The following is a 16148-nucleotide window of genomic DNA, read 5'->3' on the forward strand; positions in this document are numbered from 1 at the left end:
GCCCCGACCAGATGCGGGCCTCCGACGCCGACCGCGAGCAGGTCGCGCAGGTTCTGCACCAAGCCCTGTCCGAGGGCCGCATCACGATCACCGAGCTCGAAGAGCGGCTCTCCACTGTCTACGCGGCGAAGACCATCGGCGAGCTGAAGCCCGTGACCCGCGACCTGCCGATCGGCGCGTCGCCGACCACGCCCGCAGCGCCCTCTTCGGCCCTGCAGCCGGCCACCAGCCGTGCCCTCGGCCTCCCCGACAACCGCATCGGCGGCCACCCGGGCTCGAACGTCTCGATCGGCGTCCTCTCCGGCGCCGTCCGCAAGGGCAGCTGGGTGCTCCCGCCCCAGCACACCAGCGTCGCCTTCTGGGGCGGCGCGGAAATCGACCTCCGCAGCGCCCGCTTCGCCGACAAACAGTCGACCATCACCGCCGTCGCCATCATGGGCGGCATCGAGATCACGGTCCCCGACGACATCAACGTCGACGTCACCGGCCTCGGCCTCATGGGCGGCTTCGTCCTCGAAGACAAATCCGGCGCCCCACCCGCGCCCCCCACGGCTCCCACCCTGACCATCAACGGCCTCGCCTTTTGGGGCGGCGTGGTCGTGTACCGCAAGAAGGCGAAGAAGGACAACCGGCAAATCGAGTCCTGAGCCGCGTTCCGATGTCCGTGGAGGAGGTTGTCCGCGCAGTCGCCGCCACGATCAGCGCACTCCGAGGCGCCTCCCTCGACCACGCCGGACGAGCGCTCGAGGACGCTCATGCGGCTCTTCGCGACGCAGTCATAGGCACCGACGACCAGGACGCCGGCGATGCAGTAGGCCTTCTCGCCGAAGCGATGCGATCGCTGGATCGTGTGAACCAGACTCTGGCTTCGACCGCCCGACGGCTCACCGACTACCTGGCCAAGATCGGAGAGGCGGAATCGCCACGGCCGACGTCCGAGCGACCGGAGGCTTCCGGAAAAGGGTCCTCGACAGCGACTGAAGGACTACCACCAGGCAAGATCGAGGAATTGCGTGCCGGTCTCCCCACCCCTGTGCCCAAGCCGAACCCCGACGGCAAGAAAACGCACGGCACTTGGATCGACGAGTCGGGTGTCATCCGGCAGATCGCCAGCGGAAGAGATGACGATGCCGAGGAAGCCTGGCGCCAGCTGCAAGCGGCGGGTCTCTCATCGGCCAGACGGCCCACAATCACCGAACACGTGGAAATGAAATCGCGGTGCGGATGGTGGAGCAGGGAATGCGGCACCTCGACCTCGTGATCAACAATCGACCGTGCGTCGGGCTGCTCGGGTGCGACCGCCTGCTCCCCGTCATCCTGCCGACGGAATACTCGATCACCGTGCACGGACCGAACTACCGCAAGACGTTCAGGGGAGGAAAGAAGTGGTCGAGCTAGAGATCTGGTACGACCAACAGCCGGAGAACGATTTCGCCGAAGGCGACCCGGCCATCGTCGTGAGCACCGCCGCCGCGCTCGACCAACTGCTCGACCGCGTGCTCAACGAAACGCGGGACAACCGGCTCGGCCAGATGATCCAGGTCGGCATCAAGGGCCGCACCGGCTACCCCGTGCTCGAGGTGGGCCTCGGCGAGGCGGTCGGCTTCATCATCTACCACGACGAGCCGGGTGGGAGTACCAGTGGCAGCGGCAGCCCCGACGAGTTTGTCGAGTACGTCTACCAGGGCAACCTTTCCGAGGTCCCGGCCGACGCCGAAGTGCCCATCGCCACTGTGCGCCGCGGACTGCACGAGTTCCTCACGAACGGGAAACAGCCCAGTGTCGTGCAGACCACCGTCGAGTAATCCACAGATTTCCGTGAGTGACCCGGCACAGGACGTGGCCGACCTACACTCACAGGCATGACCACAACCACCAGCCCGAACGCGGCACCGGACACCCCGGCGCCGCTGGCGGACGTGACTCGCGACGAGGCGAGCCTGCGGCGGTTCCTGCACGGGCTGCCCGGCGTCGACCAGGTCGGGGTCGAGCAGCGAGCGGCGGCCTTGGGCACACGCAGCATCAAGAAAGACGCCAAGCGCTGGGCGATCGACACCGCCATCTCGATGGTCGACCTGACCACGCTGGAAGGCGCCGACACACGCGGCAAGGTCCGCGGGCTGGCGGCGAAGGCCCTGCGCCCGGACCCGGAGCGGCAGGACTGCCCGCGCGTGGCCGCCGTGTGCGTGTACCCCGACATGGTCGAGGCCGCGGTCGACGCGCTCAAGGGCAGTGCCGTGCACGTGGCGAGCGTCGCGACCGGGTTCCCGTCCGGGCGCACCAGCCGTGAGGTCAAGCTGGCCGACACGAGGCTGGCCGTGGAGTACGGCGCCGACGAGGTCGACATGGTGATCGACCGCGGCGCGTTCCTCGAGGGCCGCTACATGGACGTCTTCGACGAGATCCGCGCGATCAAGGCGGCGTGCGGGGAAGCGCATCTGAAGGTGATCCTGGAAACCGGCGAGCTGGCGACGTACGACAACGTCCGCCGCGCGTCGTGGCTCGCGCTGCTGGCGGGTGGTGACTTCATCAAGACGTCCACCGGCAAGGTCTCCCCCGCCGCGACGCTGCCGGTAACCCACGTGATGCTGCAGGCGGTGCACGACTGGCACGAGCAGACCGGCGAGCTGCGCGGCGTGAAGCCCGCGGGCGGCATCCGCACGGCGAAGGACGCGATCAAGTACCTCGTCGCCGTGCACGAGGTGGCCGGCGAGCAGTGGCTGACCCCGGACCTGTTCCGCTTCGGCGCGTCCAGCCTGCTCAACGACCTGCTGCTGCAGCGGCGCACCCAGGTGGACGGCCACTACAGCGGCCCCGACTACGTGACGGTGGACTGACCATGGGCATCTTCGAATACGCCCCCGCGCCCGAGTCGCGCGACATCGCGAACCTCAAGGACCACTACCGGCCGTTCATCGGCGGCGAGTTCGTCGACGGTTCGGGCGAGCCGCTCAAGACGGTGAACCCGGCCACCGAGGAAATCCTCGCCGAGGTCGGCACGGCGTCGGTGTCCGATGTGGACACCGCGGTGCGCGCGGCGCGCAAAGCCTACGACACCGTCTGGTCGAAGATGCCGGGCAGCGAACGCGCGAAGTACCTCTTCCGCATCGCTCGCCTGATCCAGGAGCGCTCGCGCGAGCTGGCCGTGCTGGAGTCGCTCGACAACGGCAAGCCCATCAAGGAATCGCGCGACTCCGATGTCCCGACGGCCGCCGCGCATTTCTTCTACCACGCCGGATGGGCCGACAAGCTGGAATACGCCGGCTATGGCCCGAACCCGAAGCCGCTCGGCGTCGCGGGTCAGGTGATCCCGTGGAACTTCCCGCTGCTGATGCTGGCGTGGAAGATCGCGCCCGCGCTGGCCACCGGCAACACCGTCGTCCTCAAGCCGGCGGAGACCACGCCGCTCACGGCGCTGGTGTTCGCCGAGATCTGCCAGCAGGCGGAACTGCCGCCGGGCGTCGTGAACATCCTGCCGGGCGCCGGGGACATCGGTGCGGCCATCGTCGAACACGGTGACGTCGACAAGATCGCGTTCACCGGCTCCACCGAGGTCGGCAAGCTGATCCAGCGCACGGTGGCGGGCACGCGCAAGAAGCTCACGCTGGAGCTGGGCGGCAAGGCGGCCAACGTCGTGTTCGACGACGCGCCGCTGGACCAGGCCGTGGAGGGGATCGTCAACGGGATCTTCTTCAATCAGGGCCACGTCTGCTGCGCGGGTTCTCGGCTGCTGGTGCAGGAATCCGTGGCCGAGGAGGTCATGGAAAAGCTGCGCTACCGCGTCTCGACGCTGCGGATGGGCGACCCGCTCGACAAGAACACCGACATCGGCGCCATCAACTCCGCCGAGCAGCTGGCGAAGATCCGCGGGCTCGTGGAATCGGGCGACGCTGAGGGCGCGCAGCGCTGGACCAGCCCGTGCCCGGTGCCCGACCGCGGATTCTTCTTCGCTCCCACGGTGTTCTCCGACGTGCACCAGTCGATGCGGATCGCGCGCGAGGAGATCTTCGGGCCAGTGTTGTCGGTGCTCACGTTCCGCACGCCGGACGAGGCCGTCGCGAAGGCCAACAACACGCCGTATGGGCTATCGGCCGGCATCTGGACCGAGAAGGGCTCGCGCATCCTCTGGATGGCGAACAAGCTCCGGGCCGGCGTCGTCTGGGCCAACACGTTCAACCGCTTCGACCCCGCCGCGCCGTTCGGCGGCTACCAGGAGTCCGGGTTCGGCCGCGAGGGTGGCCGCACGGGGCTGGAGGCCTACCTCAGTGTCTGATTCAAAGCAGTCTGAGTCGCGCATATCCGTCGCGAAGACGTACAAGCTCTACATCGGCGGGGCCTTCCCCCGTTCGGAGTCGGGCCGGGTCTATCCCGTCACCGATCCGCAGGGGAAGTTCCTGGCCAACGCGGCGCACGCGTCGCGCAAGGACGTGCGTGATGCCGTCGTGGCGGCGCGCAAAGCCTTCCCCGGCTGGTCGGGCGCCACGGCCTACAACCGCGGCCAGGTGCTCTACCGCGTCGCCGAGATGCTGGAGGGCCGGCGCGAGCAGTTCGTGAGCGAGGTCGCCGCGTCGGAAGGCGTCTCGCCGAGCCAGGCGGAGTCCCTTGTGGACGCCGCCATCGACCGCTGGGTCTGGTACGCCGGGTGGACGGACAAGATCGCGTCGGTGCTCGGCGCGGCGAACCCCGTTGCGGGGCCGTACTTCTCGTTCACCGTGCCCGAGCCCACGGGCGTGGTCGGCGTGCTCGCGCCGCAGGAGTCGTCGCTGCTCGGCCTGGTAAGCGTGCTGGCGCCGGTGCTGGCCGGCGGTTCCACGGCCGTCGTCGTCTCGAGTGCCGAACGGCCGCTGCCGGCGATCACGCTGTCGGAGGTCCTGGCGACGTCCGACCTGCCCGGCGGCGTCGCCAACGTGCTGACCGGCCGCGCGGCCGAGCTCGGCCCGTGGCTGGCCTCGCACGGTGACGTCAATGCCCTCGACCCGACGGGCGCCACACCGGAAGACCGCATCACGCTGGCGCGCGAGGCCGCGGGCACGGTCAAGCGTGTGCTCACGGTCCCCGACGCCGAACCCGACTGGACGCCGACTCCGGACCTTTCGCGCCTGCGCCGGTACCTGGAGACGAAGACCGTCTGGCACCCGCTGGGCGTCTGATCCCGGACTGACCAACGGAAAAGGGGCGGGCGGCACCCCCTGGTGTGCCGCCCGCCCCTGAAACAAGAGCCGTCACGCAGTCGGCGCGAGCCCCTGCGTCACCGCGCCGACGTCGATGGTGTGGCTGACCGAGTCGGCGTCGACCTCGCCGAGGGTCCAGTCCACGGTGATGTTCGGGTTGATGTAGTCACCGTGCTGGTTGGAGTCGGACGGCGCCACGACGTTGAGCCCGTTGGGCGTCTGCTGCTGGGCGTAGGGCTCGATGCCGGTCCAGTGCAGCGGCACGTAGGCCGAGGAACCGTCGACGAGCGCCACGGCGGGCGCGTCGGCCGGGGCCTGGTTGTTGATCAGCACGTTGTGCGCGCCGACGAGGTCCACCTCGAGGTTGCCGGGCAGGTAGCAGCGCTCGCCCGGGTTGGCGGTGAACTGCAGGGCGCCGTAGCGGTTGCCCGCGCCCGCGCCGCCGTAGACGAGCTTCGAGGTGAACTGGTTCGACGTGCACGCCTGCACCGACGAAGCAGACGAAGCAGGCGCCGCACTCGCGGTCCCGGCGGCCAGAGCCGTTGCCCCGGCGGCGATCCCGGCCACGGCGACGGCGGCGACAACGCGGCTGATGGTCTTGCGTGTGGTCATTTCGGACTCTCCCCTTGTTCGAAGCCCGGGCAGCCTTTCCGCCCGGCAGAACGACCGTTTTGGTGATTCATTCCCCTCGGTCGCTCTCACCAGGAAAGACGTCCACGCCACAAGCGGGATGTCCGGCTGTGGGATCAGCCGCAGAAACGCAACCCCAGCCGCCCCGAAGCGTCACAAAGAGTGAACCCGCGCGCGGGCGCGGTTCAGTTGACCAGTGCCGTTCAGCCGGTCAGCGCGATTCAGTTGATGTCGTGCCGGCCCAGCGGCCGACCCGGCAACGGCGTCCCCGGCCGGGCCTGCAGCCCGTCGATCATGATCGCGATGCTGCGTGCGGTGGACATCTTGGCGACTTCCGGCGAACGAGACTCCAGCTGACGCAGCAGCAGCGCGAACAGCATGGCCACGTCGCCCTCGGCGACGTCCGTGCGCAACGTCCCCTCGTTCTGCGCGCCCCGCACCATCGCTTCCAGCTCGATCAGCAGCTCTTCGCGCAGCGTCGCGATCGCCGGGTCTTCCTTCAGGATCTCGTGCGCCTTCTTCGACAACATCGCCAGCTGCACGGAAAGGTGCAGCTCAACCGACTGGTGCAGCAGCCGCACCAGCGCCTGCCAAGACGTCGGCTCCTGCTCGGCCGCCTCACGCGCGTCGTCGAGCACCCGCGAGAAGTTGTCGACGGCGACCGCCCGGATCAGCGCTTCGCGATCAGGGAAGCGCCGGTACAGCGTGCCGACGCCGACGCCGGCCGCGCGGGCGATCTCCTCCATCGGCACCTCGGGCCCGAACTCCGCGAAGATCGTGCGCGCCGCGGCGATGATCTGGTCGCGGTTGCGCCGCGCGTCCGCGCGCAAGGGGACCTGGGGATCCGCACTCATGGCCCACCTTCCGCTCGCCGGAAACTCGTTACGCGCGCAAATTCTCGCATGGACAGCGCTCCGCGTATTGCGACCACAACCCGTCACCCCTTTGCTAGTGGACGAAGATCCTCCGTTTCGGTACCGTGGGCAATGAACCGGAATGTAATCCTCCACATACATTGCGTAAAGGTTCAAAACCACCAAAAGGGGATCCCACCATGACAGAAGTTGCCGAACCCGAGCTCGCCAGCTTCCCGATGGCGCGCACCTGCCCGTTCGCGCCGCCGCCGGAGTACAAGCGTTTCGAGGACGAGCGGGCGAAGCTCGTCGAGCTCGACTCCGGGCAGCGCGCCTGGGTGCTGTCGAAGCACGAGGAGGTGCGCGCGATGCTGAACGACCCCAGGTTCAGCTCCAACCGCTTCAACCCCGGCTTCCCGGTACTGTTCCGCGATGGAGCCCCGCGGCGCGAACGCAAGCTGAACCCGTCGCTGATCAACATGGACGCGCCGGAGCACGGCCCCGCACGCCGCGAGGTCGTCGGTGAGTTCACCGTGAAGCGGATGAAGGCGCTGCAGCCGCGCATCCAGGAGATCGTCGACGAACACATCGACGCGATGCTGGCCGGCGACCAGCCCGCCGACCTGGTTTCGGCGCTGTCGCTGCCAGTGCCCTCGCTCGTGATCTGCGAGCAGCTCGGCGTCCCCTACGCCGACCACGACTTCTTCCAGAAGCACAGCTCGCGCATCCTCAACCGCGAGGTCACCTCCGACGAGCGGCTGGAATCCGTTCTCGCCCTGGAGGAGTACCTCGACAAGCTGGTCGCGGCCAAGGAAGAGACGCCCGCCGACGACCTGCTCGGCCGCCAGATCGCGAAGAAACGCGAAGAGGGCGAGTACGACCGCGACGACCTCACGTCGCTCGCGTTCCTGCTGCTCATCGCCGGTCACGAGACCACGGCGAACATGATCTCGCTCGGCACCGTCGCGCTGCTGGAGAACCCCGACCAGCTCGAAGCGATCAAGGCCGACCCCGGCAAGACGCTCGACGCCGTGGAGGAGCTGCTGCGCTACTTCACCATCGCCGAGTTCGCTACCACGCGCGTCGCGGTCGAGGACGTGGAGCTCGCGGGCGTCACGATCAAGGCCGGCGAGGGCGTGCTGGGCCTGAGCTACGCCGCCAACTTCGACGGCGACGCCTTCCCCGAGCCCGAAAAGCTCGACATCACCCGCGGCGGGCGCAAGCACGTGGCGTTCGGCTTCGGCGCGCACCAGTGCCTCGGCCAGAACCTCGCGCGCATGGAGCTGCAGATCGTGTTCGACACGCTCTTCCGCCGCATCCCGACCCTGAAGCTGGCCGCCCCGGTCGACCAGCTGCCGTTCAAGCACGATTCCGCGATCTTCGGTCTCCACTGTCTGCCCGTCACCTGGTGAGGGAGGAAGCATGACCGCGATGGAGGAACTCCCGGTCGCCCGGAAGTGCCCGTTCGCGCCGCCGGAGGAGTACACGGCCACGCGCGAAGAGGCACCCGTGCACCGGGTGAAGATCCCGGACGGCAAGCAAGCCTGGACGGTCTCGCGGCACGAGGACGTGCGGGCCGTGCTCAACGACCCGCGGTTCTCCGCCGACCGCCTCCACCCCGACTTCCCGACGCTCGTCCCGGGCGGCAACGTCATCCGCCGCACCGAGGCCGAGCGCACGATGCTGGCGATGGACGCGCCGCAGCACGGCCCGGAACGCAAGGCGGTGCTCGGGGAGTTCACCGTCAAGCGTGTCGCGGAGCTGAAGCCGCGGATCCAGGAGATCGTCGACGGCCTGACCGACGACATCCTCGAAGCCGACGGGCCCGTCGACCTGGTGGAGAAGCTCGCGCTGCCGGTCCCCTCGCTCGTGATCTGCGAAATGCTCGGTGTCCCCTACGAAGACCACGACTTCTTCCAGGAGAACACCAAACAGCTGATCAACCGCGCGACCACCGCGGAAGACCGGCGCGCCGCGTTCGAGCGCGTGCAGGCGTACATGGGCGAGCTCATCGCGAAGAAGGAAGCCGACCCTGGTGACGACCTCATCAGCCGGCAGATCGCGAAGCGGCGCGAAGACGGCACGTACGACCGAGCGAAGCTCGTCAGCCTCGCGTTCCTGCTGCTCGCGGCCGGACACGAGACGACGGCGAACATGATCTCGCTCGGCACCGTCGCGTTCCTGCGGAACCCGGAGCAGCTCGCGCTGATCAAAGCCGACCCGGCCAAGACGCTGACCGCCGTCGAGGAGCTGCTGCGCTACTTCTCCATCGTCGACAACACCACGCGTATGGCGAAGGAGGACGTCGAGATCGGCGGCGTCACCATTCCCGCCGGCGACGGCGTGGTGGTGATGACGTACGCGGCGAACTGGGACCCCGAGGCGTTCGAGGATTCGTCGGCGTTCGACATCGAGCGCGGGGCTCGCCACCACGTGGCGTTCGGATTCGGGCCACACCAGTGCCTGGGCCAGAATCTCGCGCGGACGGAGCTGCAGATCGTGTTCGACACGCTGTTCCGCCGGATCCCTTCTCTGCAGCTGGCCGTCGACGTCGACGAGCTGCCGTTCAAGGACGACGCGCTCATCTACGGCCTCTACGAACTGCCCGTGACCCGGTGAAGGAGCAGCGATGACCACGGCCGAGGAACTCGAACTGCCGGTGGCGCGAAAGTGCCCGTTCGCACCGCCCGAGGAGTACACGCAGATCCGCGAGGAACAGCCGATCACGCGCGTGAAGATCCCGGATGGCAAGGAAGCCTGGGTGGTCTCGCGGCACGAGGACGTGCGGACGGTGCTCAACGACCGCCGCTTCTCCTCCGACCGCTTCAACCCGAACTTCCCGATCCTGGTCAAGGGCGGCAACGTCTTCCGCCAGACCAACGCCGAGCGCACGATGATCACGATGGACGCGCCGGAGCACGGCCCCGCGCGCAAGTCGGTGCTGGGCGAGTTCACGGTGAAGCGCGTGAACGCGATGCGGCCGCGGATCCAGGAGATCGTGGACGGGCTGATCGATGAGATCCTCGCGTCCGAAGGGCCTGTCGACCTGGTCGAGAAACTGTCGCTGCCGGTCCCGTCGCTCGTGATCTGTGAGCTGCTGGGCGTGCCGTACTCCGAGCACGACTTCTTCCAGGAGAACACCGCGAAACTGCTCAAGCGCACGGTGAGCTTCGAAGAGCGGCGCGCGGCGTTCGAGCGCGTGCGCGGTTACCTCGGCCAGCTGATCACCACGAAGGAAGCCGACCCGGGCGACGACCTGCTGGGCCGGCAGATCGTGAAGTTGCGCGAGGAAGGCAACTACGAGCACGGCGCGGTGCTGGGCCTGTCGTTCCTGCTGCTCGTCGCGGGCCACGAGACCACGGCGAACATGATCTCGCTCGGCACCGTCGGCTTGCTGCAGAACCCCTCGCAGCTGGAGACGATCAAGGCCGACCCGGGCAAGACGCTCGATGCGGTCGAGGAGTTGCTGCGCTATTTCACGATCGTCGACACGGCCACCGCGCGCGTCGCGGTGGAGGACGTGGAGCTCGACGGCGTCACCATCCGGGCGGGTGAAGGTGTGCTCGCGCTCGGGTACACCGCCAACTGGGATCCGGCCGTGTTCGACGAGCCTTCGAAGCTGGACATCACGCGCGGGGCGCGCCACCACGTCGCGTTCGGTTTCGGGCCGCACCAGTGCCTGGGCCAGAACCTCGCGCGCGCCGAGCTGCAGATCGTCTTCGACACGCTGTTCCGGCGCATCCCTTCGCTGCGGCTGGCCGTCGACGTGGACGACCTGCCGTTCAAGGAAGACGCGTCGATCTACGGGCTGTACCGGCTGCCGGTGACCTGGTAGAGATCAGTCTGCTCCCACCACGAGCCAGGAAGAGGAAGTCATGAAGATCATCGCGGACACCGGCAAGTGCGTCGGCGCCGGCCAGTGCGTGCTCACCGAGCCCGCCCTGTTCGACCAGAGCGAGGACGACGGCACGGTGATCGTGCTCAACGAGACGCCCGAGGGTGAGCTCGTGGAGAAGGCTCGCGAGGCCGTGAACGTCTGCCCGAGCCAGGCGCTGTCGTTGCAGGACTGAGTCAGCTCTTCGCGGCGGTGAAGAGCACCGTCGTGTAGTCGCAGGTGAACTGACCGCCGCGGGCGTCGATGACGGCGCCCACGGCGGTCAGTACCGCGTTTCGCTGTTGTTCGGAGACGCGCGTGAGGACCCCCTGGGTGGGGAGCAGGTCCAGGTATTCGTCGCGGCTGTAGTTCTGCTGCCAGCGGTATTCGTGCTTTTGTGGTTCATTCCAGCCGCTGCTGAAGGTTTTTTCGATCAACGGCCGGTACGCGTCGGGCGTCGGCGCTTTGGTCGCGTCGAACTTGATCGGTGATTCCGGGACGGCTCGGGTGAAGGCCTCGCCGAACGCCCGTGCGATGTCCCGCGGTGGCACGAACAGATGCCAGAACAGGACGAGCACTCCCCCGGGCCTCAGCACTTCGGCCGCCTTCTTGGCGCCCTCGACGGGATCGACCCAATGCCAGGCTTGCCCGGAGACGACGGCGTCGAAGGTGCGGCCCTTCGCGTCCCAGGTCTCGAAGGAGGCCACTTCGACGTCGACGTTCTGCCTTCGCGCGAACTCGGCCATCCGCTCGTCGGGCTCCACGCCGAGCACCGCCTTGCCCCTTTCCTGGAGCTGCCGCGCGACGATTCCGGTCCCCGTACCGACGTCGAGCACCTCCGACCCGGCGATGGCCAGGCGGTCGATCAGCTCCTCGGGATACCTGGGCCGCGCACGGTCATAACGCGCGGCATCAACACCGAACGACTCGGCGGTCGCCCTCAGCTCATGCGGCTCCGTTGCCCCCATCACGCATACTCCCGTCAGCAGGCACGTTCCGTCCGGCAGTCTCCCGCCGGGCATAACCCCACCCTCCCGAGGGGGCGTCCCATGTCCAGTTTACCGGCCACCCCCTGGCAAAACCCGTGCCCAAGCCGGAAACGCCCTGAGTAGTCCACAACTCGGCGGCCCTGTGGACAACCTTCGACTGAACTCGGGGCCACGCGCTCCTTCGGCAACACCCTCGCCGACCAGCGACGTCTGGCTCTTCGCTCGTGGATAGCTCGCGCTGAGCGCGTTTCTGCCGCCGCTCCGGCCCGCCCGCAAACACCCGTCCGGTCCGCACCCACCCATCCAGCCGAGCCTTGACAAAAAAGGTGGCCACCCCACCAAACGGGGATGGCCACCCCCGAACCAACGAGGATGGCCACCCGAAAAAACAGAACCTACTTCACCGCGCCCATCGACAACCCCCGCACCAGGTGGTTCTGCGCGAACCACCCCACGATCATCACCGGCAGCGAAGCCAACAGCGCAGCAGCAGACAGCTGCGCCCAATACAAACCTTCACTCGTGATAAACCCGACCAAAAACACCGGCACCGTCCCAGCACGGGCGGCCGTCAGGTTCACCGCGTAGAAAAACTCCGTCCACGAGAAAATCACGCAGATCAAAGCCGTCGCGGCGATGCCCGGGGCGACGACCGGCATGATGATCTTGCGCAGCAGCGTCGGGAGGTTGGCCCCGTCGATGTGGGCCGCCTCGATCATCTCGCCGGGGACCTCGAGGAAGAACGAGCGCATCATCCAGATCGCGAGCGGCAGGTTCATCGACGTGTACAGGATGATCAGCGCCCACACCGTGTCGAGCAGGTTGGTGTTCTGGGAGATCACGTACAGCGGGATGATGGCCGCGACGATCGGCAGCATCTTCGTGGACAGGAAGAAGCTCAGCGCGTTCTTCGTCTTCTTCACGGGCGCCAGCGAAAGGGCGTACGCCGCCGGGATGCCGAGCAGCAGCACCAACAGCGTGGACACCACGGTCACGAACGCCGAGTTCGCCAGGTACGGCAGGAAGCCGCCCTTGAGAACCCCCGAGATCTGGTCGAGCGTCGGGCTGAAGAAGAGCTTCGGCGGGTCCGTGTAGGCGTCGGATTCCTGTTTGAACGCCGTGAGGATCATCCACAGCAGCGGGAACACGAACAGGATCGCGACGATCCACGTGACGACCGTGAGCGAACCCGCCCCGTAGCGGCGCTTGCGCCCGGAAACCCCCGAAACCCCGGAAACAGCCGTGGTCATTTCGTCCCTCCGTCCACGGAGAACGCGCGGAACATCAGGCGCAGGGCGAACGTCGCCACGATCATCGTGATGATCACTACCACCACACCCATCGCCGACGACTGGCCGATGTCGAAGCCCTCGAACGCGCGCTGGTAGATGTAGAACGGCAGGTTGGTGCTGGCCGTGCCCGGACCGCCCTGCGTCATGAGGAAGATCGCGTCGAAGCTGTTCACGATGTAGATCGCGCCCAGCAGCGTCGCCAGTTGCAGAAACCGCGACAAGTGCGGCAGCGTGATCGACACGAACGTGCGCCAGCGGCCCGCGCCGTCGACCGACGCGGCCTCCAGCACGTCCTTCGGCTGGCTCTGCAGGCCGGCGAGCGTCAGCAGCATCATGAACGGCGTCCACTGCCAGATGATCTGCGCCATCACCGCGGCGAGCGGGAACTGCGAAAGCCAGTCGACGTCGGTGCCGAACACGAAGTGCAGCAGGCCGTAGGTCGGGTCGAACATCGTGGTCTTCCACAGCAGCGCGCCGGCCGCCGGCAGGATCAGGAACGGCGTGATCAGCAGCGTGCGCACAAAACCGCGGCCGACGAACTTGCGGTCCAGCAGGATCGCCAGGCCCAGCCCGATCAGCAGCGACAGGAACACGCACACCACGGTGAGCACCACGGTGTTGAGCAGCGCGCCGAGGAACGTCGAATCGGTGAAAACGTCGGCGTAGTTCTGGAAGCCGACGAAGTGGAAAGAACCCGGCCGCACCAGATTCCACGACTGGAACGAGTAGTAGATGGTGAGCAGGAAGGGAATCTGCGTCACCGCGATCACGAAGATCAACGCGGGCAGCAACGGCAACCGCCGCTTCCCGGCTTTGTTCGTGGCTTTCTTGGTGGTTGTCGTACGGGTGGTGGCCGGCGCGGTGCCGGCGGGGACCGAAATCGTACTCATGGCTGCACCGCCTGATAGGACTCGCCGACTGTGGCCGCGTACTTCTGGGATTGCGCCAACGCATCAGCCACCGACGTCTGGCCCGCGATCGCGGCGGAGAGCTGCTGGCTCACGCGCGTGCCGAGGTCCTGGAACTCCGGGATCCCGACGAACTGGATGCCCGGGTATGGCACCGGGCTCACCATCGCCTTCTGCTGGTTGGCGTCGGCGATGCCGTCGAGTGTCGGCTGGGCATACGCCTTGGCCGCGTCGCGGTACTGCGGGATCTCGTACGTCGACTGGCGCGTGCCCGGCGGCACGCGGTTCCAGCCGTAGGTCTCGCCGACCTTCTTCGCGTACGCCTTGTCGGTCATCCACGCCATGAACTTCCAGGCGTCGCCGGAGTCCTTGGCGACCTTCGGGATCCCGAGCGCCCACGTGTAGAGCCAGCCGCTGGCTTGCGTCTTCTCGACCGGGGCCGGCGCGTAGCCATTCTTGCCGACAACCTTGCTGCTGGTGGGGTCTTCGGTGGTGCCGGTCATCGACGTGGCGTCGTACCACATCGCGGCCTGGCCCTGGGCGTAGCGAGTGCCGCACTCGGAGAACCCGGCGCTGGAGGCGCCGACCTCACCGTGGTCGCGCACGAGGTTCACGTAGAAGTTGGCCGCCTGCGTGAACTCCGGGCTGGTGAGCTTGGCGTTCCAGTCCTTGTCGAACCACTGCGCGCCGAAGGTGTTGGCGACCGTGGTGAACGGCGCGAGGCTCTCACCCCAGCCCGGCTTGCCGCGCAGGCAGATGCCCGCGATGCCGGCGTTCTTGTCGTCGAGCTTCGCCGCGTAGTCCGCGATCTGCTGCCACGTGGGGTGTGCCGGCATCGTGATTCCGGCTTTCTGGAAAAGGTCCTTGCGGTAGACCACAAAGGACGATTCCCCGTAGAACGGCACCGCGTACATCTGGTTCTCATACGACAGCGACTGCCGGATGCTGGGGATGAAGTCGTTCTCGTCGTAGCCCGGGGTGGCCTTCATGTGCGGTTCGAGGTTCTCGAGCCAGCCGTTGGCAGCCCACTGTGGGGCCTCGTAGTTGCTGATCATCACCACGTCGAACTCGCCGCCCTGCGTTGCGGTGGACGCGGTGATCTTCGCGCGCGCCTCGTTCTCCGGCAGGGAGACGAACTTGAGGTGCACGCCCGGATTCGCCTTCTCGAACTCACTCGAGAGCGAGATGGCGTCCTTCATCTGGGGGTTCGAGACGATCGCGATGACGAGCGTCCGCCCACCGTTGCCGAACGATCCAGCTCCGGCGCATCCCGTGACGAACAACGCTGTCGCGGCAAGGAGGCACAGGAGCTTACGCACGGCCACCTCCGGGGAGCACCTGGATCTTGAGGCCGGAGCCGCCGCGCATCTTGGCCAGCGCGTCGGGGTACTGCTCCAGCCCCACGGTGTCGGTGATCAGGGCTTCAGTGTCGATGAAGCCCTTGGCGACGAGGTCGAGCGCGCTCGCGTAGCTGTTGAGCACGGCCATGGAACCGACGATGGTGATCTCGTCGTTGTAGATGCGGAAGGGCGAGAGCGCCACGCGGGCCTCGGCGGGCGCGACGCCGAACACGAGCAGACGGCCGCCGCGGCGCAACGCGTCGAAAGCCGACTCGATGGCGGGGGCGGCGCCGGTGCAGTCGACGGCGGCGTCGTAGAGCTCATCGTCCAAAGCGGACACGTCCTCGGCCACGGCGGTGGCGCCGAGGTCGGTGGCGCGCGGCAGGCGGCTCGCGTTGCGGTCGACGACCGTGACTTCGGCGCCCGCGCGCTGGAGCAGCTGCTGCATGATCAGGCCCATCGTGCCGGCGCCGACCACGAGGAACCGTTCGCCGGCCTCGACGCCGATGCGGCGCACACCGTGCACGGCGCACGAGACGGGTTCGACGAGCGCGCCCTGCTCCCACGTCATGGAGTCGGGCATCTTGTGGCAGGTGTCGGCCGGGACGGCGACGTACTCGGCGAACGCGCCGTTGACGGTGTCGCCGGTGGCGTTCCAGTTGGCGCAGAGGTTGCCGTGGCCGGAACGGCACGGCGTGCAGTAGCCGCAGTACAGCGACGGGTCGACGGCCACGCGGTCGCCGATCTTCCACTCACGCGGCACGTCGGCGCCGAGCTCGACGATCTCGCCGGCGAACTCGTGGCCGGGAACGATGGGGTACGGCGTCGGCGGGAAGTGCCCGTCGGCGATGTGCAGGTCGGTCCCGCAGATCCCGCAGGCGCCGACCTTCACGACGACCTGGCGCTCTCCGGGCTTCGGATCGGGAACGTCGCCGACCCGGATTTCCCCGGGCCGGTCCACGATCGCGGCACGCATGCCTCATCCCCTTCCTGGGCGCTCTTTTGAGCGGTATTAACGTGTGGCGCAGCTAATTGGTGGAAGCATTACAGGTGTTTTCTAGGGGTTTCGTCAACCTTTTGGGTTGAATTC

The 16148-nt window shown here is 67.5% G+C and carries 16 protein-coding genes and 1 pseudogene; 10 read left to right on the forward strand and 7 right to left on the reverse strand.

Annotation, left to right across the window (positions count from 1 at the left end):
• Positions 1-11 precede the first annotated feature (11 nt).
• The 6 genes and pseudogenes from AB0M56_RS29380 to AB0M56_RS29405 all read left to right on the forward strand — a co-directional run bounded on the left by AB0M56_RS29380 (position 12) and on the right by AB0M56_RS29405 (position 5150).
• A complete protein-coding gene (locus AB0M56_RS29380; RefSeq protein WP_364181854.1) occupies positions 12-647 on the forward strand; it encodes a DUF1707 domain-containing protein in 636 nt (211 codons plus the stop codon).
• 185 nt (positions 648-832) lie between these two features.
• Positions 833-1398: pseudogene (locus AB0M56_RS29385) on the forward strand (DddA-like double-stranded DNA deaminase toxin).
• Complete coding sequence (locus AB0M56_RS29390; protein WP_364181613.1) at positions 1386-1805, forward strand: Imm1 family immunity protein; 420 nt, start codon at positions 1386-1388, stop codon at positions 1803-1805. Before AB0M56_RS29385 ends, AB0M56_RS29390 begins: the two are co-directional and overlap by 13 nt.
• A gap of 57 nt (positions 1806-1862) precedes the next feature.
• Positions 1863-2837, forward strand: a complete 975-nt coding sequence (deoC, locus tag AB0M56_RS29395; RefSeq protein ID WP_360597305.1) for a deoxyribose-phosphate aldolase — start codon at positions 1863-1865, stop codon at positions 2835-2837.
• A 2-nt stretch (positions 2838-2839) separates the two neighbouring features.
• Positions 2840-4273: an aldehyde dehydrogenase family protein gene (locus AB0M56_RS29400; protein ID WP_220246249.1), complete on the forward strand. Its 1434-nt coding sequence runs from the start codon at positions 2840-2842 to the stop codon at positions 4271-4273.
• Entirely contained in the window at positions 4266-5150 is an 885-nt protein-coding gene (locus AB0M56_RS29405; RefSeq protein WP_364181617.1) for an aldehyde dehydrogenase family protein, read from the forward strand. The genes AB0M56_RS29400 and AB0M56_RS29405 overlap by 8 nt, the downstream gene beginning before the upstream one ends.
• A gap of 72 nt (positions 5151-5222) precedes the next feature.
• Here the strand turns inward: AB0M56_RS29405 and AB0M56_RS29410 are convergent, their stop codons facing one another.
• Both AB0M56_RS29410 and AB0M56_RS29415 read right to left on the reverse strand, forming a co-directional pair.
• A complete protein-coding gene (locus tag AB0M56_RS29410; RefSeq protein ID WP_364181619.1) occupies positions 5223-5783 on the reverse strand; it encodes a DUF4232 domain-containing protein in 561 nt (186 codons plus the stop codon).
• A gap of 239 nt (positions 5784-6022) precedes the next feature.
• Positions 6023-6655, reverse strand: coding sequence for a helix-turn-helix domain-containing protein (locus AB0M56_RS29415; RefSeq protein ID WP_364181621.1), 633 nt, complete (start codon positions 6653-6655; stop codon positions 6023-6025).
• Positions 6656-6855: 200 nt separating this feature from the next.
• Between AB0M56_RS29415 and AB0M56_RS29420 the strand changes: the two genes are divergently transcribed.
• The 4 genes from AB0M56_RS29420 to AB0M56_RS29435 are packed head-to-tail and all read left to right on the forward strand — an operon-like array spanning position 6856 to position 10725.
• Positions 6856-8067 carry a cytochrome P450 gene (locus AB0M56_RS29420; RefSeq protein ID WP_364181624.1) on the forward strand — a complete coding sequence of 404 codons (1212 nt, stop codon included), beginning with the start codon at positions 6856-6858 and terminating at the stop codon, positions 8065-8067.
• A 10-nt stretch (positions 8068-8077) separates the two neighbouring features.
• Positions 8078-9274, forward strand: coding sequence for a cytochrome P450 (locus tag AB0M56_RS29425; protein WP_364181627.1), 1197 nt, complete (start codon positions 8078-8080; stop codon positions 9272-9274).
• A gap of 10 nt (positions 9275-9284) precedes the next feature.
• A complete protein-coding gene (locus tag AB0M56_RS29430; RefSeq protein ID WP_364181629.1) occupies positions 9285-10490 on the forward strand; it encodes a cytochrome P450 in 1206 nt (401 codons plus the stop codon).
• Between the two features lie 40 nt (positions 10491-10530).
• Positions 10531-10725 (forward strand): ferredoxin, encoded by a 195-nt coding sequence (locus AB0M56_RS29435; RefSeq protein WP_326568260.1) that lies wholly within the window; start codon positions 10531-10533, stop codon positions 10723-10725.
• A gap of 1 nt (position 10726) precedes the next feature.
• On the opposite strand, the gene AB0M56_RS29440 is transcribed toward AB0M56_RS29435, so the two are convergent.
• From AB0M56_RS29440 to AB0M56_RS29460, 5 genes are all read right to left on the reverse strand, one after another.
• The gene (locus tag AB0M56_RS29440) at positions 10727-11551 is read right to left on the reverse strand and encodes a class I SAM-dependent methyltransferase (protein ID WP_364181633.1); all 825 of its coding nucleotides are present in this window, start codon (positions 11549-11551) and stop codon (positions 10727-10729) included.
• Positions 11552-11913: 362 nt separating this feature from the next.
• Positions 11914-12768, reverse strand: coding sequence for a carbohydrate ABC transporter permease (locus AB0M56_RS29445; protein WP_364181636.1), 855 nt, complete (start codon positions 12766-12768; stop codon positions 11914-11916).
• Entirely contained in the window at positions 12765-13700 is a 936-nt protein-coding gene (locus tag AB0M56_RS29450) for a sugar ABC transporter permease (protein ID WP_364181639.1), read from the reverse strand. Before AB0M56_RS29450 ends, AB0M56_RS29445 begins: the two co-directional genes overlap by 4 nt.
• On the reverse strand, positions 13697-15037 hold the full coding sequence (locus AB0M56_RS29455) for a sugar ABC transporter substrate-binding protein (protein WP_364181641.1): 1341 nt from the start codon (positions 15035-15037) through the stop codon (positions 13697-13699). Before AB0M56_RS29455 ends, AB0M56_RS29450 begins: the two co-directional genes overlap by 4 nt.
• A complete protein-coding gene (locus AB0M56_RS29460) occupies positions 15030-16034 on the reverse strand; it encodes a zinc-dependent alcohol dehydrogenase family protein (protein WP_364181644.1) in 1005 nt (334 codons plus the stop codon). Before AB0M56_RS29460 ends, AB0M56_RS29455 begins: the two co-directional genes overlap by 8 nt.
• Positions 16035-16148: the final 114 nt, after the last annotated feature.

Source organism: Amycolatopsis sp. NPDC051372, from assembly GCF_040682095.1.
Lineage (GTDB): Bacteria > Actinomycetota > Actinomycetes > Mycobacteriales > Pseudonocardiaceae > Amycolatopsis.

Coding starts and splice junctions, on each gene's coding strand:
- AB0M56_RS29460 (WP_364181644.1), bottom strand. CDS start 16,034: ATGCGTGCCGCGATCGTGGACCGGCCCGGGGAAATCCGGGTCGGCGAC.
- AB0M56_RS29380 (WP_364181854.1), top strand. CDS start 12: ATGCGGGCCTCCGACGCCGACCGCGAGCAGGTCGCGCAGGTTCTGCAC.
- AB0M56_RS29415 (WP_364181621.1), bottom strand. CDS start 6,655: ATGAGTGCGGATCCCCAGGTCCCCTTGCGCGCGGACGCGCGGCGCAAC.
- AB0M56_RS29430 (WP_364181629.1), top strand. CDS start 9,285: ATGACCACGGCCGAGGAACTCGAACTGCCGGTGGCGCGAAAGTGCCCG.
- AB0M56_RS29445 (WP_364181636.1), bottom strand. CDS start 12,768: ATGACCACGGCTGTTTCCGGGGTTTCGGGGGTTTCCGGGCGCAAGCGC.
- AB0M56_RS29420 (WP_364181624.1), top strand. CDS start 6,856: ATGACAGAAGTTGCCGAACCCGAGCTCGCCAGCTTCCCGATGGCGCGC.
- AB0M56_RS29440 (WP_364181633.1), bottom strand. CDS start 11,551: ATGCCCGGCGGGAGACTGCCGGACGGAACGTGCCTGCTGACGGGAGTA.
- AB0M56_RS29425 (WP_364181627.1), top strand. CDS start 8,078: ATGACCGCGATGGAGGAACTCCCGGTCGCCCGGAAGTGCCCGTTCGCG.
- AB0M56_RS29400 (WP_220246249.1), top strand. CDS start 2,840: ATGGGCATCTTCGAATACGCCCCCGCGCCCGAGTCGCGCGACATCGCG.
- AB0M56_RS29410 (WP_364181619.1), bottom strand. CDS start 5,783: ATGACCACACGCAAGACCATCAGCCGCGTTGTCGCCGCCGTCGCCGTG.
- AB0M56_RS29450 (WP_364181639.1), bottom strand. CDS start 13,700: ATGAGTACGATTTCGGTCCCCGCCGGCACCGCGCCGGCCACCACCCGT.
- AB0M56_RS29435 (WP_326568260.1), top strand. CDS start 10,531: ATGAAGATCATCGCGGACACCGGCAAGTGCGTCGGCGCCGGCCAGTGC.
- deoC (WP_360597305.1), top strand. CDS start 1,863: ATGACCACAACCACCAGCCCGAACGCGGCACCGGACACCCCGGCGCCG.